Annotated in this window: 21 protein-coding genes; 11 read left to right on the top strand and 10 right to left on the bottom strand. The window is 55.6% G+C overall.

The window, feature by feature from the left end:
• Positions 1 to 21: 21 nt before the first annotated feature.
• Positions 22 to 1,536 (bottom strand): M48 family metalloprotease, encoded by a 1,515-nt coding sequence (locus MRBBS_RS11035; RefSeq protein WP_014871597.1) that lies wholly within the window; start codon positions 1,534 to 1,536, stop codon positions 22 to 24.
• Between the two features lie 127 nt (positions 1,537 to 1,663).
• Here MRBBS_RS11035 and MRBBS_RS11030 point away from each other — a divergent pair, with 127 nt between their 5' ends.
• Positions 1,664 to 1,909 (top strand): sulfurtransferase TusA family protein, encoded by a 246-nt coding sequence (locus tag MRBBS_RS11030; protein ID WP_014871596.1) that lies wholly within the window; start codon positions 1,664 to 1,666, stop codon positions 1,907 to 1,909.
• Positions 1,909 to 2,982 (top strand): AI-2E family transporter, encoded by a 1,074-nt coding sequence (locus MRBBS_RS11025; protein WP_014871595.1) that lies wholly within the window; start codon positions 1,909 to 1,911, stop codon positions 2,980 to 2,982. The genes MRBBS_RS11030 and MRBBS_RS11025 overlap by 1 nt, the downstream gene beginning before the upstream one ends.
• Positions 2,983 to 2,995: 13 nt before the next feature.
• On the opposite strand, the gene MRBBS_RS11020 is transcribed toward MRBBS_RS11025, so the two are convergent.
• Entirely contained in the window at positions 2,996 to 3,463 is a 468-nt protein-coding gene (locus MRBBS_RS11020; RefSeq protein ID WP_014871594.1) for a peroxiredoxin, read from the bottom strand.
• A 74-nt stretch (positions 3,464 to 3,537) separates the two neighbouring features.
• Here MRBBS_RS11020 and dapA point away from each other — a divergent pair, with 74 nt between their 5' ends.
• From dapA to MRBBS_RS10995, 5 genes are all read left to right on the top strand, one after another.
• Positions 3,538 to 4,416 carry a 4-hydroxy-tetrahydrodipicolinate synthase gene (gene dapA, locus MRBBS_RS11015; protein WP_014871593.1) on the top strand — a complete coding sequence of 293 codons (879 nt, stop codon included), beginning with the start codon at positions 3,538 to 3,540 and terminating at the stop codon, positions 4,414 to 4,416.
• Positions 4,417 to 4,451: 35 nt separating this feature from the next.
• Positions 4,452 to 5,633 carry an outer membrane protein assembly factor BamC gene (bamC, locus tag MRBBS_RS11010; RefSeq protein WP_014871592.1) on the top strand — a complete coding sequence of 394 codons (1,182 nt, stop codon included), beginning with the start codon at positions 4,452 to 4,454 and terminating at the stop codon, positions 5,631 to 5,633.
• 101 nt (positions 5,634 to 5,734) lie between these two features.
• On the top strand, positions 5,735 to 6,448 hold the full coding sequence (purC, locus tag MRBBS_RS11005) for a phosphoribosylaminoimidazolesuccinocarboxamide synthase (protein WP_041635602.1): 714 nt from the start codon (positions 5,735 to 5,737) through the stop codon (positions 6,446 to 6,448).
• 29 nt (positions 6,449 to 6,477) lie between these two features.
• A complete protein-coding gene (locus MRBBS_RS11000; protein ID WP_014871590.1) occupies positions 6,478 to 7,203 on the top strand; it encodes a TIGR04219 family outer membrane beta-barrel protein in 726 nt (241 codons plus the stop codon).
• 12 nt (positions 7,204 to 7,215) lie between these two features.
• Positions 7,216 to 8,223 carry an NAD-dependent epimerase gene (locus tag MRBBS_RS10995; protein WP_014871589.1) on the top strand — a complete coding sequence of 336 codons (1,008 nt, stop codon included), beginning with the start codon at positions 7,216 to 7,218 and terminating at the stop codon, positions 8,221 to 8,223.
• On the opposite strand, the gene MRBBS_RS10990 is transcribed toward MRBBS_RS10995, so the two are convergent.
• Positions 8,220 to 9,128, bottom strand: a complete 909-nt coding sequence (locus MRBBS_RS10990; RefSeq protein ID WP_014871588.1) for an RluA family pseudouridine synthase — start codon at positions 9,126 to 9,128, stop codon at positions 8,220 to 8,222. The genes MRBBS_RS10995 and MRBBS_RS10990 overlap by 4 nt on opposite strands.
• 254 nt (positions 9,129 to 9,382) lie before the next feature.
• On the opposite strand from MRBBS_RS10990, the gene MRBBS_RS10985 reads away from it, so the two are divergent.
• The 3 genes from MRBBS_RS10985 to MRBBS_RS10975 are packed head-to-tail and all read left to right on the top strand — an operon-like array spanning position 9,383 to position 13,978.
• Positions 9,383 to 10,513, top strand: a complete 1,131-nt coding sequence (locus MRBBS_RS10985) for an efflux RND transporter periplasmic adaptor subunit (RefSeq protein ID WP_014871587.1) — start codon at positions 9,383 to 9,385, stop codon at positions 10,511 to 10,513.
• Complete coding sequence (locus MRBBS_RS10980; protein ID WP_014871586.1) at positions 10,510 to 12,450, top strand: MacB family efflux pump subunit; 1,941 nt, start codon at positions 10,510 to 10,512, stop codon at positions 12,448 to 12,450. Before MRBBS_RS10985 ends, MRBBS_RS10980 begins: the two co-directional genes overlap by 4 nt.
• 4 nt (positions 12,451 to 12,454) lie before the next feature.
• Positions 12,455 to 13,978, top strand: coding sequence for a TolC family protein (locus MRBBS_RS10975; RefSeq protein WP_014871585.1), 1,524 nt, complete (start codon positions 12,455 to 12,457; stop codon positions 13,976 to 13,978).
• Between the two features lie 47 nt (positions 13,979 to 14,025).
• Here the strand turns inward: MRBBS_RS10975 and MRBBS_RS10970 are convergent, their stop codons facing one another.
• Complete coding sequence (locus tag MRBBS_RS10970) at positions 14,026 to 14,418, bottom strand: glutaredoxin family protein (RefSeq protein WP_014871584.1); 393 nt, start codon at positions 14,416 to 14,418, stop codon at positions 14,026 to 14,028.
• 150 nt (positions 14,419 to 14,568) lie between these two features.
• Here MRBBS_RS10970 and MRBBS_RS10965 point away from each other — a divergent pair, with 150 nt between their 5' ends.
• Positions 14,569 to 15,489, top strand: coding sequence for an ROK family protein (locus tag MRBBS_RS10965; RefSeq protein ID WP_041635257.1), 921 nt, complete (start codon positions 14,569 to 14,571; stop codon positions 15,487 to 15,489).
• 24 nt (positions 15,490 to 15,513) lie between these two features.
• On the opposite strand, the gene MRBBS_RS10960 is transcribed toward MRBBS_RS10965, so the two are convergent.
• The 6 genes from MRBBS_RS10960 to MRBBS_RS10940 all read right to left on the bottom strand — a co-directional run bounded on the left by MRBBS_RS10960 (position 15,514) and on the right by MRBBS_RS10940 (position 21,307).
• Positions 15,514 to 16,461, bottom strand: coding sequence for a DMT family transporter (locus tag MRBBS_RS10960; protein ID WP_014871582.1), 948 nt, complete (start codon positions 16,459 to 16,461; stop codon positions 15,514 to 15,516).
• A gap of 368 nt (positions 16,462 to 16,829) precedes the next feature.
• Positions 16,830 to 16,961: a diguanylate cyclase domain-containing protein gene (locus MRBBS_RS20040; RefSeq protein WP_014871580.1), complete on the bottom strand. Its 132-nt coding sequence runs from the start codon at positions 16,959 to 16,961 to the stop codon at positions 16,830 to 16,832.
• Between the two features lie 195 nt (positions 16,962 to 17,156).
• On the bottom strand, positions 17,157 to 17,570 hold the full coding sequence (locus MRBBS_RS10955; RefSeq protein WP_014871579.1) for a DUF3830 family protein: 414 nt from the start codon (positions 17,568 to 17,570) through the stop codon (positions 17,157 to 17,159).
• A gap of 116 nt (positions 17,571 to 17,686) precedes the next feature.
• Positions 17,687 to 19,144, bottom strand: a complete 1,458-nt coding sequence (gene hydA, locus MRBBS_RS10950) for a dihydropyrimidinase (protein WP_041635256.1) — start codon at positions 19,142 to 19,144, stop codon at positions 17,687 to 17,689.
• Positions 19,144 to 19,872 (bottom strand): aspartate/glutamate racemase family protein, encoded by a 729-nt coding sequence (locus MRBBS_RS10945; RefSeq protein ID WP_014871578.1) that lies wholly within the window; start codon positions 19,870 to 19,872, stop codon positions 19,144 to 19,146. The genes hydA and MRBBS_RS10945 overlap by 1 nt, the downstream gene beginning before the upstream one ends.
• A 37-nt stretch (positions 19,873 to 19,909) precedes the next feature.
• On the bottom strand, positions 19,910 to 21,307 hold the full coding sequence (locus MRBBS_RS10940) for an amidase (RefSeq protein WP_014871577.1): 1,398 nt from the start codon (positions 21,305 to 21,307) through the stop codon (positions 19,910 to 19,912).
• Positions 21,308 to 21,467 lie beyond the last annotated feature (160 nt).

Genomic DNA, 21,467 nt, shown 5'->3' with positions numbered 1-21,467 from the left:
CGGTGGCGGGCGTGCTCTCTATCAGCCATTACGCCGAACATTAAGCTCGGCCGTAATGGCGCTCAGGCGTTCGGTGACAATCTGGCGCATGGGCGAGCCGGCTGTCAATTTTTCCTGGGCTTGGCGTAATTGGCGCTGGGCCGATTCCAGGTCGCCCATCAATGCATCGTATTCCGCCCTTGCCCTGTGCACTCCCACAATATTGCGCGCCATGCCTTCGGCTTCCGCCAGCTGAAACCACAAGTGTTCCTGTTGCGGTTTGTTGCGAGCCAGCTGCGACAGCAGTTCCGCCGCCGCTGCGCCGTTATCCGAGGCCAGTTCCAGCTGTGCCAGCGTGTGGGTAATCGGGTAGTTGCCCGGGTTGCGGGCCAACGCCCGCACCAGCAGCGCCCGAGCTTCGGTCAGGCGCCTGGCGGCAATCAAGCTTCGTGCCAGGGTCACCTGAAAAGTAATGCGCCCTGGATTGGCCAGCAATAGCTGATTAAGCAGAGTCTCGGCTTCAGGGTATTGACCATCTTTAATATAAGCCACCGCCAGCCCATAGCGAATGGCCGTATTGCTGGCGTTGCTGCCGAGGCTGTTGCTAGAGCCGGCATTTTTTGATTCGTTGAGCGCCGCCCTGAAGCTGTCAATAGCAGCTGCCGCAGAGACCGCATAATGCACCTGCAGGCGGGCCCGTATCAGATGGTATTCCGGGCTGTCGTCAATGTGCTTTAACGGGTATTGTTCTGCGCGGTTCTGAGTGTCAGCAACCCGGCTTTGGGTTAGCGGATGGGTAGACAAGTACTCTGGCACGCGGTTGCCTTGCAAGCGGTTTTGCCGCGTCATAATTTCAAACATTTCCGGCATTCCCCGCGGGTCTAGCCCAGCATTGGCAAGAATGTCCAGCCCGACCCGGTCCGCTTCCTGCTCATTGGCGCGGCTGTATTCCAGCATGTTCTGAATCGCCAGGGCCTGAGTACCGACAATGGCGGCAATACCAATGTCAGACTGGGTAACGGCGGTTAGTACAATACCGGCAATCAGGCCGGCGATGGTCAGTGGGGTGCTGGTTTGCTGCTGTTCCAGGCGGCGGGCAAAATGGCGTTGGCTAAGGTGGGCTAGCTCGTGGGCCAGCACCGATGCAAACTGCTGTTCGGTGCGGGCAAACAGAAACAGACCGCCGTTTACCCCCACAATGCCGCCGGGCACCGCAAAAGCATTGATGGCAGGGTCGTCAATCAGCGCCAGCGTCAGGTCACGGTTCTGTAGCGGCGCCGCTGGCACCAGGCGGTAAAGAATGGCGCTCAGGTAGTCATACACCAAAGGGTCAGTAATCTGTGGAGCAAAGCGCCGCAGTGATACCAGCACCTGGCGGCCGATATCGGCTTCCTGCTGGCCCGCAATCAGGCCGCCACCGGTGCCGCCAATGGTGGGCAGCGTGCTACCCTGATTTTGGGCCGTAGCGCCTGTACTGACACTCATGGCGGTTAACGTCAGTGCCAGCAGCGCACAAAGCAGGGTATTGAAGCGAAGGTGGCCATTCAGGCTGTTCATGTTCTGGGTCTATCCTGTGTCGGAATATCCTGAGCGTCACATAACCAATGATTGTAATGCAATACAATAACACTGGCGGCATAATGCCGGCTCATTAATCAAACGCTGTTACGGGTTAACGTTTAACATGGCTGATCGAACTCTGGATGTATCGGGCCTGCAATGTCCGATGCCTCTGCTAAAAACCAAACTCGAACTGAACACCATGGCCCCCGGCGAACAGCTGGTAGTGGTTGCTACAGATCCTGGATCAGCCAGAGACATTCCGGCGTTTATTGCCTTGTCTGCCCATCAGCTGGTGGAGTCTGCCGTTGACGGCAGCCAGTACCGTTTTGTTATCCGCTGTGGCGATTCAGTAAGGCGGAGCCAATAATGGTTAGAATATTACGAGGATTCGCCCACAAATACTTTTCAGATGAAGAAGCCGTCGTCCTTGGACTGATGCTGATTATCGGCACCATGTTCGTCATCTGGTTTGGCGCTATGCTGGCCCCGGCCATTGCTTCGCTGATTGTCGCCTTTATTCTTCAGGGCCTGGTGACCAAGATGTTGGCCTGGAAAGTGCCGGAACCGTTGGCCATCCTGATTGTGTTCTTGCTGTTTCTCGGTATTTTGGCCGGCGCCATTTTCGGCCTGATGCCGCTGGTGTGGACCCAGCTGTCCAATCTGGCCCGGGAAACACCGCGCATTATTGGTGAATTACAGTCCTATCTGGAACTCTTGCCCGAGCGCTACCCGCAGTTGGTGTCGCTGGATGCCGTAGCGACTATGTACCAGCAGGTGTCGACCGAAGTCGCGCAGGCTACTCAGTGGTTGGTGACAGCATCACTGTCCAGCATTCCGGACCTGTTCGCACTGCTGATATACGCTGTTCTGGTGCCCATACTGGTATTTTTCTTCCTGAAAGACCGCGATGTTCTATTGGGTTCTATTGCTCGCATGTTGCCACCGCAGCGTGCAACCATGCGCAAAATCTGGCACGAAGTGAATCTCCAGTGCGCTAACTACGTGCGCGGCAAAGCCTTGGAAATTTTGATTGTTGGAACCACAACCTATGTAACCTTCAAGATTTTGGGTATGCCTTACGCTGCTTTGCTGTCTTTGCTGGTGGGTCTGAGCGTGGTTATTCCTTATATTGGCGCCGCCGTTGTTACAGTGCCAGTGGCTATTATTGGCTTGTTTGCCTTTGGCTGGGGTAGCCAGTTTATCTGGCTAATGGTGGCATACGGTGTCATTCAGGCTCTGGACGGCAACGTGTTGGTGCCGGTGCTGTTTTCTGAAGTAAACAACCTGCACCCGGTGGCCATCATTGTCGCGGTTCTGTTTTTCGGCGGGATCTGGGGGCTCTGGGGCGTGTTTTTTGCTATCCCGCTGGCCACAATGTTGAAAGCAGTGGTGGCTGCCTGGCCGGTGCGAGAGTTACCTCCGGCACCGGCCAATCGCTAAAGGCAGATAACGACTACAGTGCTTTGACTGCAGTAAGCACCTCATCAACATGGCCTGGCACTTTTACGCCCCGCCATTCCTGGCGTAGTACGCCTTTGGCGTCGATCAGAAAGGTGCTGCGGTCAATACCCATGTATTCTTTGCCGTAGAGTTTTTTCAGCTTGATGACGTCGAACAAAGCACAGAGCTTTTCGTCTTTGTCGGAAATTAGGTGAAAAGGCAGTTCGAACTTGCCACGGAAATTGTCGTGGGATTTCAGGCCATCGCGGGACACGCCGAAAATCTCGGTGTCATGTTCGGTGAAGGCTTGCATGTTGTCGCGGAAGTCCTGGCTCTCGGTAGTACAGCCGGGTGTGTCGTCTTTCGGGTAAAAATAGATCACCACATTGCGGCCGCGTAAATTGGCCAGGCGAACCGTCTGGTCGCCAGTAGCAGCCGCTTCAAAGTCAGGTATGGTTTTGTTCAGTTCTACGGATGGCATGACATCTCCTTTAATTCCCTTGTGTCAGTTCGTAGCCAACATTACCATAACGGTTTCATTCGGACGGAGCTTTTATGATTACGGGTAGCCTTGTCGCACTGGTCACACCTATGCACCCAAATGGAGACATTCATTGGGAGCACCTGGACAAACTGGTGGACTTTCACATTGAAAATGGCACCCATGGCATCGTTGCCGTGGGCACAACCGGCGAGTCTGCGACTCTGGACCCGGAAGAGCACTGTAAAACCATCGGCCACATCATCAAACGGGTGAATGGTCGCATTCCGGTGATTGCCGGAACCGGTGGCAACAGTACCCGCGAAGCCATTGCGCTTACGTCTGCGGCCCACAAGCTGGGAGCAGATGCCTGCCTGTTAGTGGTGCCTTATTACAATAAGCCAACCCAAGAAGGCCTGTACCAGCATTTCCGCACCATCGCCGAAGCCGTCCCGATGATGAAGCAAATGCTTTACAACGTCCCTGGCCGCACCGCCTGCGACATGCTGAACGAAGCCGTGGTTCGCCTGGCCGATATTCCCAACATCATCGCCATTAAAGATGCCACCGGCAATATTCCCCGCGGCGCTGAGTTAATTCAAGCGGTAGAAGGTCGTTTAGACGTTTATTCGGGTGACGACGCAACCGCCATGGAACTGATGCTGGCCGGCGCCAAAGGCAACGTATCGGTAACGGCCAACGTTGCTCCCCGGGCCATGGCCGAGTTGTGTACGGCTGCTGTTGCGGGCAATCGTGAAGAAGCTGAACGTCTGAACGAACTGCTGATGCCCCTGAACCGCAAACTGTTCCTGGAAGCCAATCCGATTCCGGTAAAATGGGCGTTGCAGCGCATGGGTATGATCGGTGACGGCTTGCGCTTGCCATTGACTGTACTCAGCGAACCATTCCATGGCGAAGTGGAAGATGCCCTGAAAGCCTCAGGCGTACTCTGAACGTGCTGAACCCGTTCCAATACCGGAGTAAGTCCATGCAGGTTCTCTCCAGAACCCGTTATTCAAGGTGCACCGCGTCTTTCAAGACGGTGGCCTGTAAGGCGCTGACTTTCAAAACCGAAGCCTTCAAATCCCAAACCCTGAACATCCAAGCCTGTAAACCCTTGGCCACCGCCGCAGGCTTTGCACTGTTGGCGGGCTTGGGAGGCTGCGGTGTGTTGTCGGACCGTTCCGCGGATTACGTCAGTGCGCCTGAGGGTGAAACCATTGAGCTGCCCGCAAGTGCCGACGAATCCCGTTTCCGCCAGATTATGCCGGTGCGTGATATTAACCTGGCCAACGCGGGCAAATTTTACCCGGACGGCATTCCAACGCCGCCGGACATGACCTCTGAAATTCTGGATCAGAATTATGCGGTAGAAACGCTAGACGGCCGCGCATGGCTGTTGGTGAACGACGTTCCAGGTCGCTTGTGGCCCGCAGTCACCGCGTATATGTCTGACCGACGCCTGGGCGTTGCGTTCGACAGCCCGCAGCTTGGCTTGCAGCAGAGCGAATTGGTGAACTTCAGTCTTCGCGCTCGTGAACTGGTGCAGCTTGAGGGTGAAGCCAGCGCAAGCGAACCCAAAGTACTACTGCAGGTACGCATTGCACCCGGTGTTCGCCGTAAATCCACGGAAATTCAGGTGCGCAATATAGTGGTAGCTGATCAGCCCGAGGCTTTGCTGAGCTGGGATGCCACCCTTGCTCCAGACTCCACTGACCTGGAACTGCAAAAACGGGTTCTGGCCGATATGGGCGAGTTTTTAAAAGCCGGGGAAGAGAACAAATCCTTCTCGCGTGCGGCTTCGGGTATGACCAGCAAACCCTTGGTAAAACTGATATCCGAAAACGAGCAAGCCAGTGCCATCGAAATGCAGCTCGATTACGGTCGCGCCTGGGCGGAAGTCAGCCGCGCACTTAAAGAATCCGATATGACCGTCATAGACCTGAACCGCAGTGCAGGCTGGTTGCAGGTAGACTATCGCAGCGCCGACGAGCGCGAGTCGGGCTGGTTCAGCTGGTTTAGCGATAACGAAGTTCCGCGCCACACCCATACGGTGAACGTTACCCGCGGCGAGCAGACGGTGCAGGTCAGTGCGGAAAACGCCGTTAATGACAGCGGTGAACAAACACCTTCCGCGCTTCTAAATCGCCTGTTTGACTATCTTTATTAGCGGCCATGAGCGTTATTAACAGCCGCAGGCTTTTTCAGTAACCGCGGGCTTTATTGATGATAACCGGGCTGGCTTGGGCCGGCCTGTTTTTGGAGAATTCCATGGAAAAGCGCGAAGAACTCTACGCTGGCAAGGCCAAATCGGTGCACACCACTGACGATCCTGAGCGTTTTGTACTGGTATTCCGCGATGACACCTCGGCCTTTGACGGCGAGAGAGTAGAGCAGCTGAATCGTAAAGGCATGGTGAACAACAAGTTCAACGCCTTCATCATGGAAAAGCTGGAAGCTGCGGGCATTCCTACCCACTTCGAGGGCTTGCTTTCAAACACTGAATGCCTGGTAAAAAAGCTCGACATGATTCCGGTCGAGTGTGTGATTCGCAACATCTCCGCCGGCAGCCTGTGCCGCCGTATTGGCGTAGAAGAAGGCCTGGAGCTGAACCCGCCCACCTTCGAGCTGTTCCTGAAAAACGACGCATTGCACGATCCCATGGTCAACGAATCACTGGCGATCACCCTGGGCTGGGCCAAGGCTGACGAACTGGCACAGATGAAGACGCTGACCTATAAAGTAAACGACGTGCTTAAAACCCTGTTTGCAGACGCCGGCATGCTATTGGTGGACTACAAACTGGAATTTGGCCGTAGCCATGGCCAGATTGTGCTGGGCGACGAGTTCAGCCCCGATGGCTGCCGCATATGGGATGCCGAAACCCGCAATAAAATGGACAAAGACCGTTTTCGCCAAGGCCTTGGTAACGTGATTGAAACCTACGAAGAAGTAGGCCGCCGTTTGGGTATGTCGTTTGACTGATACGAGTTCAAAAATACGGAACATCAACTATGCGCAGATTATTCACGATTTTGGTCGGATCAGCCGTTCTAGCAGCGCCTGCGGCACAAGCAGACGTGTTCGGGCTTGGGGCTCAGATAGGTTACTGGGATTCGGAACTGTCTGGTGACGTTGCAGCCAATGGTGGCTCGGTGGACGTCAAAGACGAGCTCAACCTGGACGGTGAAAGCAGCAATCAGCTGAGCTTGTATCTGGAACACCCGGTCCCTCTGCTGCCCAATGTGCGCGTGGCTTATGTCAATATTGACCAGACTGCCCGCGGCCGGTTGAGCGGTGACTTCGATGGTATTAGCGCCGGCTCAGACGTACGTTCTGATCTGGAACTGGAACAGCTGGACATCACCCTGTATTACGAAGTATTGGATAACTGGGTTAATCTGGACCTGGGCCTGACCGCGCGGGATTTCTCTGGCGAGTTGCTGGTGCAAGGTAACGGCCAGAGTAGCCGGGCGACAGCCGATGTGGTTGTGCCCATGGGCTATCTGGCAGCGCGTTTTGATCTGCCGTTCAGCGGTGCCAGTGTTGGCATTGAAGGCAATGCCATTGCCTACAGCGGTGACTCCCTGCACGATTTCAACGTGTACGGCCAGTATCAGTTGTCATTACTGCAGTTGCGCGCCGGCTATCGCCAAATGGCGGTGGACTACGAAGACGGTGACGACCGCTTCGATGTAAAAATTGATGGCCCGTTTATTAGCGCTGGCGTAATGTTTTAAGGAGAAAGTCTGTTGAAAATTCTGGTCACCGGTAGTGCCGGTTTTATTGGTTTCCATCTTGCGCAACGCCTGCTGGATCGTGGCGACGAAGTCATCGGTGTTGATAACCTGAATGACTACTACGATGTGAACCTGAAAGAAGCCCGCTTGGCAAGACTAACGGGCAAAGCCGACTTTACCGAAGTGCGCCAGAATATCGCCGACCGCGACCTAATGGCTGCACTATTTGAAGAGCACAAACCTGAGCGTGTAGTTCATCTGGCGGCCCAGGCTGGGGTGCGCTATTCCATCGAAAACCCCCATGCCTATGTAGACGCCAACCTGGTGGGCTTTATGAATATTCTGGAGGGCTGCCGCCGCAACGATGTGCAGCATCTGGTGTATGCGTCCAGTAGCTCGGTTTATGGCGCCAACGAAGCCATGCCGTTCTCGGTGCACGACAACGTAGACCACCCGCTTAGCCTTTACGCTGCTTCGAAAAAAGCCAATGAGCTGATGGCCCACACCTACAGCCATCTGTACAACTTGCCCACCACCGGGCTGCGCTTTTTTACCGTGTACGGTCCTTGGGGTCGACCCGATATGGCGCCGTTCATCTTCACCAAGAAAATTCTGGCCGGCGAGCCGATTGACGTATTCAACCACGGTCATCACAAACGCGATTTCACGTATATCGACGATATCGTGGAAGGCGTGGTGCGCACTCTGGACCAAATCGCGCAACCGAATCCCCAGTGGAGCGGCGCTCAGCCAGACCCAAGTACCAGCCGCGGGCCTTATCGCATCTACAACATCGGCAGCAACAATCCGGTGGAATTGGCCCGGTTCATTGAAACCATCGAACAGTGTACCGGCAAAAAAGCCGAGAAAAATCTGCTGCCCATGCAGCCGGGTGACGTAGTCGCAACCTACGCCAACGTCGATGGCCTGATCAATGATGTCGGTTACAAACCCGAAACCCAGCTAGAGCAGGGTATTGAACACTTTGTTCAGTGGTATCGGGATTTCTATCAGGTTTAACTACGTTTTGCGTCAGCAGATTCTCGTAAAGAGCTTCCTTCCGGGAACTTTTGCAGGGTTTCTAAGCCCAGCTGCTTCAACCGTTCCGGCAATTCCAAGGTCATTTTTGACTTCGCCAGCGGGCAGTTGAATTGCAGATAATACGCCAGCAGTTGCAAGGGTACGCCAGCGGCTGTGCCATACAGCCTGTCGGCCACAATCGGGTGGCCAATACTCGCTAAATGGCGGCGAATCTGGTGTTTTCGCCCGGTTTCAATGCGCACATTCACTCTGGAAGTGTTGGCCGCAGTATCCTCGGCCTTAGTATTGATGGAGCCGGCATTGATATAAAGAGTACTCACATGGCTAATCGCGGCTTTACCGTCAATGTCCCCGTCAATCGTCTGCTTCTTCACATCCAACACGCCTGTTACGTCTGCCAGATACTGTTTGATGATCGTGCGCCCGGCAAACAGCTGTGACAGTGCTGCAGCCGCTTTTGAATCGTGAGCAATCAGCATTAAACCAGCGGCGTCGGCATCCAGGCGGTGAATCAAAAAGCAGGGTCGGTTTAACTGCACTTCAGCCACGCGCAATAAACTGCAGTGATCACCCCATTGTGAGCCCTGTGCCAATAGCCCGTGGGGTTTGAACCACACGCTGTAGCGGCTCTTGTCTTCCAGCAGCTCAGCCTCTGATGCCTTGCGCGCCAGAACCGCCTCGTCATAGTATAACTGCATGCGTGTGCCCGCTTTCACGTCGCGCTTGGCTTTGCGCAGCCGCACAATTTTACCTTTCAACGTCCACCAGCAGGCGCCTTTCGCCATGGCGTCTTTGATGCGCTGCTTCGGCAGGCCAGAAGCCTCACTCAGAATGTCCACGGCCAGGCCGGGGGTTTCTACGGTGATATCAACGGTGGTTCGCATAGCGGGCCTGATAGAAAAAGTGAGCAGCCGATTATAGAAGATATAGCTGGCTAGACAAACCGGGGACAGATTTCAAATCTGTCCCCTACCATGCTGCCCCAGTCCGTTGATTTCCGGATCCGTCAGCTAAAACACCAGCATCAGCGTAAATAATCCGTAAACGCTCGCCTGATGTCTGGTTATTTAAGCCAATCAGGTTAGGCTATGCCGCTTGCTTACGATTATTGAGGTTTGAAGTTGTGGATTCATCGAGGTTGTCTTTTTCTCGTGTTCTTGTCGTTCTGATTTTTGTTGCTGTACTTGCGGGTGGTGCCTTTTGGGCGTATCGCCACTTTTACGCGGCAAGTAATAACACAGCTGACGTGACCACCACAGCCGTCAGTCGAGGTGACATAGACGTTTTGGTGAGCGCCACCGGCGTTTTGGAACCCAGCAACTTTGTGGATGTGGGCGCGCAGGTGTCCGGGCTGCTAGACGTGATTCACGTCAGAGTGGGCGAACAAATCAGCAAAGATCAGCTACTGGCAGAAATTGACCCGACCATCTATCTGGCCAGGGTAGACGCTAATCGTGCCCAACTAAAAAATCAACAGGCCCAGTTGGCCGATCGCAAAGCCCAGCTCACTCTTGCCGACATACAGTTCCAACGCCAGACCAATCTGTTCCGTGAAGACGCCACCACCCGGGAAAATCTGCAAATTGCCGATGCTTCGCTGGCGTCTGCTCAGGCTCAGCTAGCCATGTTGCAAGCGCAACTGGAACAAACGGCATCTACCCTGCGCGCGGAAGAAGCCAATTTGGATTACGCCCGCATTTATTCCACCATGGAAGGCACCGTCGTATCCATCACAGCTCGCCAGGGCCAAACCCTGAACACATCACAGCAAGCACCGGTGCTGATGCGCATTGCCGATCTGTCTAATATGAAAGTCCGCGCCCAAGTGTCCGAAGCAGACGTGGGCAGGCTAGCACCGGGCGACAAGGTGTATTTCACCACTCTGGGCGAACCTGGCAAGCAGATTTATGGCCAGCTTGACTACATCGAACCCACTCCCGAAGTGCTCAACAACGTTGTGTTATACAACGCATTTTTCAGCGTGCCCAATGAAGCAGGGCGTTTATTGCCAAGCATGACGGCGCAGGTATTTTTTGTGGTGGAACAGGCGCGGGACGTATTGCGGGTGCCCGCGGCGACCGTTGCGGGCGGTCAGGTTTGGCTGCAACAGGGTTCCGGCGAGCTGGTAGAACGCAAAATTGAAGTAGGTATCAGCAACCGTATTTATACCGAGGTTCGCGACGGTCTGGCCGATGGCGATCTGGTGGTCACAGGCGGAGCACCCTCAAGGCAAGCAGCGTCTTCGGGCATGGGCGGGAGCTCACGGTGACAGCGCCACTGATTGAATTGCGCCAGATTACCCGGACCTTCGGCGCGGGCGACTTGCAAGTGCCTGTGCTCAAGTGCATAGATTTGAGCATTCAAGCAGGGGAATTTGTTGCCATTATGGGGGCATCCGGGTCTGGCAAGTCCACCTTGATGAACATTCTTGGCTGTCTGGATGTGGCAAGCTCCGGGCACTATCTGTTTCAGGGCAAAGACGTGTCAGGGTTCAAACGCGACGACCTGGCTCGTGCCCGCCGCGAATCCTTCGGGTTTATATTCCAAAGCTACAATCTGCTGCCCGGCATAAGCGCGTTAGACAACGTCGAAATACCGGCCATCTACGCCGGCCTTGGTAAAAAGCAGCGCCGGGAGCGGTCTACCGTACTGCTTGGGGAACTCGGGTTAAGCGATAAATTGCTCAACACCCCAGCCCAACTGTCGGGCGGGCAACAGCAGAGGGTATCCATTGCCCGCGCGTTGATGAATGGCGGTCAGATTATACTGGCGGACGAACCAACCGGCGCTCTTGACAGCGTCAGCAGCAAAGACGTTATGCGGCTGCTGCAAAGCCTGTCAGACCGCGGTCACACCGTTATTCTAATTACCCACGACGCCAAAGTCGCCCAGGCGGCAGATCGCCTGATCACCATTGCTGACGGGCTGATTACCCACGATACCGGCGCCGTTCAGAACAACGCTGTTGCGTCAGAAACCCCCCTGGCTGCGCACAAAACAACCGACGTCAGCGGCGCTTCCGGTTGGTTTGAGGCGCTAAAAAGCGCGGTGCATTCCCTCAGTACAAACCTGTTCCGCACGGCGTTGACCTTGCTGGGCATTGTGATTGGTGTAGCGTCGGTTATCACCATGCTGGCGATCGGTGAAGGCGCACGCCAAGACATTGTTGACAGAATCAGCGCCATGGGCAGCGACCTACTGCTGGTGCGCCCTGGTGGCCCAGACCAGAGGGGTGGACGTTGGAGCGTCACTACCCTGGTGCCGTCTGATTACCACGCCATCCGAGACATACCCGGCATTCGAGCGGCGGTTCCGGAAGTCACCGGTGGCCAAACCCTGCGTTTTGGCAATCGCGATCACCAGACCGAAGTTAATGGCACAGCCTACGAATTTCCCGCCGCACGGCAATGGCCCGTCGTCGCCGGTACCTTTTTTAACGAAGTCGACGAAAACCGCTACGCCGCGGTGGCGGTGTTGGGCAAAACCGTGGCCGAATCTCTATTCCCCGAACAAAGCCCGTTGGGCCACTACCTGATGGTTAATAACGTTTTGTTTCAGGTCATTGGCGTAATGGATGAACGCGGGGCATCCCCTTGGGGGCAAGACCAAGACGACGTTGTGCTGGTGCCTTACACCACCGCCAACCTGCGCATATTTGGCCAGAAACATCTGCGCAACATCACCGTTGCAGTGGCAGACTCCGCCGACATGAACGCGGTGCAAGACCAAGTTCACAGCACGTTGCTCACGCGCCATGGCAGCGAAGATTTTCAGATTCGCAATATGGCGTCACTGATCGATACCGTGTCAGACACCCAAGACACCCTGACATGGCTGTTAGGCTCTATCGCCGCGATTTCGCTGCTGGTGGGTGGCATTGGCGTCATGAATATCATGCTGGTGAGCGTGACCGAGCGCACCCGGGAAATTGGTATCCGCATGGCTACGGGTGCTCGCACCCGCAATATTCTTCAGCAGTTCTTAACCGAGGCCTGGCTGGTGTCGGCCATTGGTGGCGTTATCGGCGTCATCCTTGGCATAGCGGCAACCCAAATCGTAGGCTGGTTTGACACACCCGTTGTGGTCACCGTATTTCCCATGGTGCTGGCGTTCAGCTGCGCCTTCGGTACCGGGCTTCTGTTTGGCTATTTGCCCGCGCGTAAAGCGGCTCATCTGGACCCTGTTCAGGCCTTGGCCGCGGAGTAATCTTATGATCCATCGCTCACAACAGACACTGTGCCTGGCAGCAAAGCCTAAACGGCGGCTGGCATTGTGTGTGTGCACGTTAACGGCCGGCCTTGCCCTGGCAGGTTGTGCTACTCAGGTGGCCACACCGGCGGCCGTGCCGATGAACGGCGCATCTCTGCATGTGTTGGCTTGGGCACCAGAGCTGAACTCAACAGCTTTAACCGGGCCCGCTGTCACTGACGAACAATGGTGGCAGGCATATGGCGATCCCAACCTGCTAGCGTTGATCGAAAAAGCGCGGGCGGCCAATCCAGACCTGGCCATTCTGGCCGAGAATCTGGTGCAGGCCGATTTACAGCTGCAGAACGCCGGCGCCAGCCTGCTACCGGGCATTGGTTTAGGCGGCAGTACCGGCGAACAGACGAGGCGCCCAAGCGGCGGTGACTGGCTGAGCAGTGGCTCCACGTCAGTATCCACATCGATCAGTTACGAGGTGGATCTTTGGGGCAGGCTGGGCGCAGCAGAAGACGCCGCTAGCTTCCGCCGCGATGCCAGCACGTTTGATTTCGCCGCCGCGCAGCTCAGTCTTTCCGGCGCAGTGGCCAGTAACTGGTTTCAATTGTTGGAGTTACGCCAGCGCCTGAACATCGCCCGGCAAAACCTGGAACTGGCAGAGCAAACCTTGCGCATTGTGGATGCGCGCTACCGCAACGGCGTTGCCGACCGCTCCGAACTAGCTCGCCAACGCACCACCGTGCTGGTGTTGCGTAACGCCTTGCCCACGCTAGCGTATGGCCTGCGCCAGAGCGAAGCGGCACTGCAGGTGCTTAGTGGCGAGCCGCCATGGATGAAAAGCACCAATGCATCCCAAGATGCACCTGGAGAGGTACACGAAGGTGAACTCTTAGGCCAATCCGGCGGTGAATTAAGGAGTGAATTAAAGGGCGAGCTACAAAAAATCCGTATTCCGGACATCAATGCAGGCTCGCCGGCAGAGCTGATCACCCGAAGGCCAGACCTTGCCGCCGTCGAAGCCCGCTTGCAGGCGGGCGACGCCGACATCGCCCAGGCCCGAGCTGCGCTCTTACCGGCGGTGTCATTAAGCGCGGCCCTGGGACTCTCTTCCGATGGATTGCTCAGCCTATCCAGTCCGCTGACTACGGCCAGTGGTTTGCTCGCCCTTAGCCAAACCCTGTTCGACGGTGGTACTCGAAGCAACAATGTGGCGCTCAGCGAATCGCGCCAGGTTGCCCTGGTACAAAGCTATCGCTCATCCCTATTGAGCGCGTTTTCAGAAGCGGGAGACGCCATGGCGCGCATCAATCTGTTCCGGGAACAGGAACAGCGACTGGCGGAAATTGAACAGCAGGCAGAAGAAACTCTGCGCTTGAGTGAAGTTCGCTATCGCCAGGGCGCAGAAGACCTGATCACCCTGCTAGACAGCCAGCGCACGTTGTTCGATGCCAGAGTACGGCGCAGCGAAGCGCGGCTGAATCATCTGCTGGCAAGCGTGGATTTGTACAAAGCAGTCGGCGGTGGCTTTTGAACCACCGCCGTGGCACGACGGACGTGCGAGAAGGGCGGTTTAACGAATCAGGCCGGTTCGAAGCGCTGCTTCAGCCAAGCGTTGATGTCGTTGGATTCGTACAGCCACTGGTGGCTGCCGTCCGCTTTGGCAATCCGCAAGCAGGGTACTTTCACGGCACCGCCGCCGGCTAAAATCTCAGCGCGGTGCTCAGTGTTATGCTGGGTGTCACGCAGTTCAATATTCAAACTCATGCGTTTGATTTCTTTACGAACTTTGACGCAAAACGGGCAGGTTTTGAACTGATACAGCGCCAGGTCCTGGCACGCTTCGTCTACTTTCTGTTGCTCTTGGGCGTTACGCTGCACGGGTTTTCCACCTCCGATTTGCTCGTTGAGCAGTACAAACGGGGTCAGAATAAGCCGCAAAGTGCGGAAAAAATAACGAATAACAATTCTCATGAAATAAGCCTTGGCGGTCAGTATTAAAATACGTTTTCGCACTTACTTACGATCGATTCGCAACTAAGGATCGACAGGGTATCAGATTTTTTGCACTTCGCGCAGAATCCTGTGACCATTCCGGAAATGACAAAGCAGAGTGATAAGCCCATGAACAGCCGCTGGCGGGTAGGCATCGATCTTGGTGGAACAAAAACCGAAGTCATCTTGTTAGACGACGCCAACAAAATCCACTTCCGCGCTCGCATCGCAAGCCCTCAGGGAGACTACGAAGCCACCCTGAATTCCATTAAAGAACTGGTCGAAGCTGCTGAATTGCGGGTCGGCGGAGCTTCATTGCCCGTAGGTGTGGGCATTCCCGGCTCCGTCTCGGGCTTGACAGGCCTGGTCAAAAACGCCAACTCGACGTGGCTTAACGGCCAACCCATGGCCGCTGATTTAAGCCACCTGCTGCAACGCCCGGTTGGCTTGACCAATGACGCCAACTGCCTGGCCCTGTCGGAAGCCAGCGACGGCGCGGGGCAAGGCTACAAAGTTGTGTTCGCGGTCATTTTGGGTACCGGCTGCGGCGCTGGCATCACCGTTAACGGCCAGCTGCTCACCGGCCCTAACGGTCTTGCAGGCGAATGGGGCCACAACCCCCTGCCATGGACACCACAAACAGAACTAAACCAGCGCCCGTGTTTCTGTGGCCGCTTTGGCTGCAACGAAACCTTCTTGTCTGGTACCGGGCTGGCCCTAACCCATCGCTTGCTGTGGGAGCAGCCGTTGGATGCCCGAAACATCGTTGAGCGTTTTCAAAACGATCCCCGCGCTGCCCGCTCACTCGACGATTACGCAGATCACCTGGCCCGCGGCCTGGCGGCAGTCATCAACTTGCTGGATCCAAACGTCATCGTACTGGGCGGCGGCATGTCAAACGTACCGAGCCTTTACGACGAGTTGGCAACGCGTTTGCCGGCGTATGTTTTGGGGAGTGAGTGCGAAACACCCATACGTCAAGCGATACACGGCGACTCCAGTGGCGTCCGCGGTGCCGCTTGGCTAGCCCAAGACAGGGGACGGATTTAAAATCTGTCCCCGCTTTCCGTCGCCCTAATTCCGTCTTTTTCTCAGCGAAGCTCGAATAGCTGAGCTGAGCACGCCCCAGCGGTTGACGATCAATGCCGCAAAAATCAAACCGCAGCCGGCCAGCTGAACTGGCGTCATGATTTCACCAAACCATCCTGCTGCGAACAAAGACACCCAAACCGGTTCAATCATCAGAATAACGGCGCCGTGACTATGCGTAGACAAGCTCTGCGCATACGTTTGGGCAAGAAAGCGCCCTGCGGTGCCCACAATTGCGCTGGCAAGAATCCACCAGATCAGAAGCGGTGGCGGGTCACTGAACGTTGGCTGCCAGGGTTCTGTAACCAGCGACTCCACCAACGTCACCAAGCCGACGGTAAGCAGCGCAATAGCCGTCAGCGGCAGTGCTGGAATACGCTGTTTTGCGATGGTGTTGCCATGCCGGTTAACGGCAGTACGTTGATTTGCAGCGCGGGTGTTCAATGTAAAATACAGCGCAAAAATAGAGGCGGCCATTGCGAAAAAAATCTGCGCAGGCTCTGGCTGAAAACCGTTACCAAGCGACAGAAACGCCAGCCCGGCTACCGCGACGGGAATGGCAAACCAAGTGCTGGCAGGTTGTGCCTCTTTAAAAAGGAGGCGAGCAATAATGGGAACGATTACCACGCCCAGGCTCGTTATAAATGCCCCTTCACCCATGCTTGTGGCATGAAACAGGCCCATCACCCAGCAACTCATGGCAACGCCGAACACCAGGCCAACACCCACGCCGCGTTTGACTTGATCCCCACTCAAACGCGCCAGTGGCCGGTAAGCAAAAGCCGCCAAGAAACCACCTGCAATCAAAAATCTCAGCGCCATAAACAACAACGGCGGCATCAGCAATATAGCTTCTTTAGAAAATATCCAGCTGGTGGCAGCAAGCAGCGTAACACCAACCAGAATCAAGTCAGGTTTATGAACGTTCGTCATGGTGAGGCTCAGCTGTCAAGGGATAGGGGACAGATTTCAAATCTGTCCCCAGTTTGCGAGTAATGTATAGTTTGCGAAGTAAAAAAGGAAGAAGGCTTAGTGGAAGGCGCCAAAAGTTGCCACGTGACTAAGGACAAGGACGGGTTTTAAACCTGTCCCTTATCTTAAAAACTCGCCCCGCCGGCAATCGCCTCAGAACAGCACACACGATTTCGCCCTAAGGCCTTGGCTTCGTACAACGCCTTATCCGCTCGATTGACGGCATTCTCCAACGATTCCATGGTGGTATTCACTTTCGCAACGTCTGTGTTTACGGTAATACGCACGTCCAACCCATTGCCGGCATCAGCGGCATGCCTTTCAACGCCTTAAGCGCCAGGCAAAAGAATCGCAAACTCTTCACCTCCAAATCGGGCGACCAGATCCCCGTCTTGGCTGTACCGTTGGAAAATGACGGCTATGTCAACCAATACCGAGTCGCCAAAAGGTCCCTGGTACATCAGGGGGTGGAGTGGTTGTATTGGTAAAAGTAGCCGTTTTACTTATAAGCGCTGGTATCTTGGATCTTTGAGGATCTAACAACCTTCTACTGGTGAGGCAAGGCGGCTTTGCCGCACGCTTCTTAGAAGGTGATAGGCGTCTGGAACCTAAGGTCGAGTATACTGACGTCGGTTCACATCAAGCTCTTTCTGCTATCAATCGAGAAGCTCAAAGACGATATCCTGCGCACCTTCCCACAAGACTTTGGTGCCGAGTGCGCGCAGGTGTTCTTTTCCTTCGACAATTGTCAGGTAGTGGTTACCAGCCAGCGGCCCCATTTTGCTGGCGAAGCTGCAGCTGCCGTACGCCATGATAATTTCTGTCTCGCTAAATCCGCCAGGGTAGAACAACACATCGCCTACCGAGGGATGGCAGGTATGGTTCTCGAATCCTATGCCAAGCTTGAATTCGCCCATTGGAATCCAGCAGGCTTCGCCACTCCAGCGCACATGGATCAGTTTCTGTCGGTAGGGGAGCAGCTTTAGGAACGCGGCTACGGTTTCGGGCGCTTCGGGATGAGTCTCTGCAACAAAGCGGAACTGCCCGACGGTGATGGCGATATGAGTCATAATGAAAAATCCTTGGTTTATTTGTTGTAGCAACCGGCGCAAAACTCACCCAAAACGGGTGAATCGCGCCCTTGAAGTAAAGACGACCCTACACTTGGGCCTCGTCAAAAGTTAGATTAAAGGACGTCCAGCCACGGAGTTGGCCGGCCGAAATTGGGTTTCGGCTTTGCGGGTGTTGGCCGGTCGCAGCGTTGGAATGCACCGAACCCTTTGCTACCGGTGAATTCACCATCACGATAAACAACCGTGCCTCGGCACAATGTTAGCGCCGGCCATGCGCAAATTGACCGACCTTCATACGGGGTGTAGTCGACGTTATGGTGTAAGCGATCATTGCGAATTGTCGTATTGAGATCTGTATCCCAGATCACAATGTCGGCGTCTGCGCCAATGCAGATCGCGCCCTTACGCGGATAAAGGCCGTAGATCTTTGCCGGTTCAGTAGCGGTAACGGCGACGAACTTGTTGATGTCAATGCGACCGGTCATCACGCCTTCCGAGAAGAGCAGTGGCAGTCGCGTCTCGATTCCGGGAATGCCGTTGGGCACGCGCGTAAAGTCCCCCTGCTTGCCACCGACTTTTTTGCCCTGTGGATCGTTGTAGCGGAACGGCGCGTGGTCCGACGAGAATACTTGAAACGTGCCATTGGCCAGCCCATCCCAAATCGCCTGCTGGCTTTTGGCGTCGCGCGGCGGCGGGCTGCAAATACACATTGCACCACCAAATCCGGGCTGGTCCAGGTCGGCCGCCGTCAGGAACAGGTATTGTGGGCAGGTTTCCCCATACACACTTAAACCGCGACTCTGCGCATCGCGAATCTGGGCGGTTGCCTCCTCGCTTGATACGTGTACGATCAACACTGGCGTGTCAAGAAATTCGCCCAATGAGATGGCTCTATGCGTGGCTTCACGTTCGACCACGATCGGACGCGATAAACCGTGATATAGCGGTGTGGTCAGGCCTTTTGCCAGCATGCGTTCGGCCAGCCAGGCGATGCAATCGGTGTTCTCGGCATGGATCATCGTCATGCCGCCCTCGCGCCGGGCTACTGATAGCACGTCGAGAATCTGGCGATCGTTGAGCTTCAAGGCATCGTACGTCATGTACAGCTTCAGCGACGTATACCCGCGCTCGATCAATAGCGGCAGTTCACGCTCGATTGCGTCGGTCGTCGGGTCGGCCACAATCAGATGAAACGCATAGTCGACGCAGGCTTCGCCGTCGGATACCGCATGATAATCGGCTACTGATTGCTCCAAAGTCGCGCCTTTTTTCTGCAGCGCGAACGGCATCACCGTCGTAGTGCCGCCACAGGCTGCCGACCGCGTGCCCGTGAAGAAATCATCGGCGAAGACCGAGCCGTCATCTGTCGGTTGCGCGAGATGGCAATGCGCATCGACGCCGCCCGGCAACACCCAGCGGCCGGCGGCGTCGATCTCTTCTTTTCCGGGAGGCAAGCTCTGCGCCAGCACCACAATACGGCCATCACGAATACCGATGTCCGCGTCGAAGATATCTGTTGCGGTTGCAATATGTGCGTTGCGGATTACCAGATCAAATGTAGTTTGTTCCATTAAAAATTCTCCTGAAAAAGTGAGCCCCAGCCGGTCAGGCGTGACGTGTCCACACCGGCGAGCCGGAGTGATTTCCAAACAACGGTGGAAACGGTGTCGTAAATCGGAATGCCCAGTTCTGCTTCCAGCTCGGCCGCCAGCGGCGCCCCGCGCAGGTTGGTACAGAAAATCGTGATGGCCTGGGGCTTGGCAGTGGCGACTTCGCGCACCATCCGGCGAATGTCGTCGGCACTGATTTGTGAGAAAGAGAAATTTTCTTGCTGGTCGAGATGGCGTTCGGCCACGCAGTCGAAACCGGCATGACGGTAGTTGTCTGCGATTTGGGTCTGAACGTTATCGCAGTATGGTGTGACGAGGCCAAAGCGCACGATGCCTTTGTGCATAAAGATCTCGTTCAATGCCAACACTGACGTGCAAGCCTTGACGCCCGTGCGCGCTTCTATTGCTGCACACAGCCGTTCGTCGGTATCGAATCCAAGCCAGCCGGCGGACGTGCCATTCCAGCCGATGGTGTTCGGCCGACAATCGGCCAGTAACGCTGCAGCTTTCAACATTGCCAACTCGTCAAACTGTGCAAACGCCGAATCTGAGAGCGCGATTTCAGTGACGGGAAATCGAGCAAAGTGTGCGCTGGATTCTGGCAGATCTTGGAGCATGGCCGACGTGACCGGCTCCAATATCGTGTTGGAAGAGGGGGTAAGCATACCGAGGCGTACGAGTTTTTTCATCAGAGCTCTCCGGTTAATAAAGGATGAAATAAGCGCGTCAAACCTGCTCGAAGATGTTGGTACGCATCATCGGGGCGTTAAAGTCGCGGCTCAGCAGATGTTCGATCTCGGCGCCAAACTGCAGGACGTGTAGGTCGGTATAACGCGGACCGACGACCTGCAACGCCACCGGAAGACCGTGGGCACCGAACCCACAAGGAACCGACAGCGCCGGCACATCGCACAAGTTAAATAGTGGTGTAAAAACCGCATGGGCCCGCGGGTCGGCGCTTTGGCCATTGATGGTGCCGGGCGCCAGGGAGTCGCACGGCCATGGCTCGACGGGCACGGTAGGGCACAGCAGCAAGTCATAGCACTCAAAGAAGGCAGTAAGTTGCGCACGGGCGCGATGGCGGCGGAACGTGACGTCGGCTAGTTCGGTCGCCGTGATTGCCAAGCCGTTCTGAATCTGGGCGGCAATAACTGGATCAAACTGTGCAGGATCGTCATGCCACTTTGTTCCGAAAAGCGTCGCCAATTCGGCCTGTTGGCGTACCGCATAAGGATAGCTGATGACGTCGTTGCTCCAATGCGGACTGGCATCGTCAATCTTCCAGCCGGCGCTACGCAGTTGGGCAACTGCCAATAGCATTTCCGAGGCCACATCGTTATCAACGGCAAAACCGCAACCAAGGTCGAGCGACCATGCAATGCGTAGCGATTTGTCTGGTGTATTGATGACGGCACGGGTAAATGCCGATGGCAAGGTCATCTCTGTCGGTAGCGGGTGCGATAGTGGATCGCGTGGATCGTAGCCGGCTAGGACGTCCATCATCGCCGCGCAGTCGATGACGTCTCGGGCAAGAACGCCGATCGATCCCATATCACGGCAAGGCTCGTCGAAGCCCCAAGGATTGGGGATCAGGCCGGAGGTACATTTGAATCCTATCAAGCCGGTATGCGCCGCCGGTCGCCGGGTTGAACCGCCGGCGTCTGTGCTTAGCGCAATCGGACTGAAGCCGGCCGCGACCGATGCTACCGCACCGCCGGACGATCCGCCCGGAGTCAGGTCGAGGCACCACGGATTGCGCGTTACCCCATGCACGAGATTGGATGTCACTCCTTTGCAGCCGAATTCCGAACAATTTGTAGTGCCAATGCAGATAGCTCCGGCTGCCTTCAAACGTGTGACGCTCCACGAATCCTGTGGTGCGATGAAATCGGCAAAGAGTTTTGAACCGCAGGTCGCCGGCCGTTGCTCTACCCACAGGTTGTCCTTGACGGTAAATGGCACCCCGAGCAACGGCAAACGACTGCCGGCCGCTGCTAACTGATCGGCCTGTGCAGCCTGTGCAAGCGCTCCGTCAAGGTCGACGTCGACCATCGCCCCCAGATATGGATCGATGGTGTTAATTCGTTTTATCAGATAATCGATTAGATCGACGGCGCTCAACATACCGGAGCTAATGAGCCTTGCAATGTCGCGCGCGCGCAACAGATGCAGGGCTGGGGGCTGCGTCGTGCCTGGCGGCTGTCCTGCTGTAAGGTTTCCTTGCTGGCCCATCTAAATGATCTCTATATACACGCATGAAATGTGCGCAATTTTCTCGAATTTT

Origin of the sequence: Marinobacter sp. BSs20148 (assembly GCF_000283275.1) — a bacterium.
In the GTDB taxonomy this organism is placed as follows: Bacteria; Pseudomonadota; Gammaproteobacteria; order Pseudomonadales; family Oleiphilaceae; genus Marinobacter; species Marinobacter psychrophilus.
Note: the sequence above shows the minus strand (reverse complement) of the source record. Positions and strands in the feature narration are given on the sequence as shown.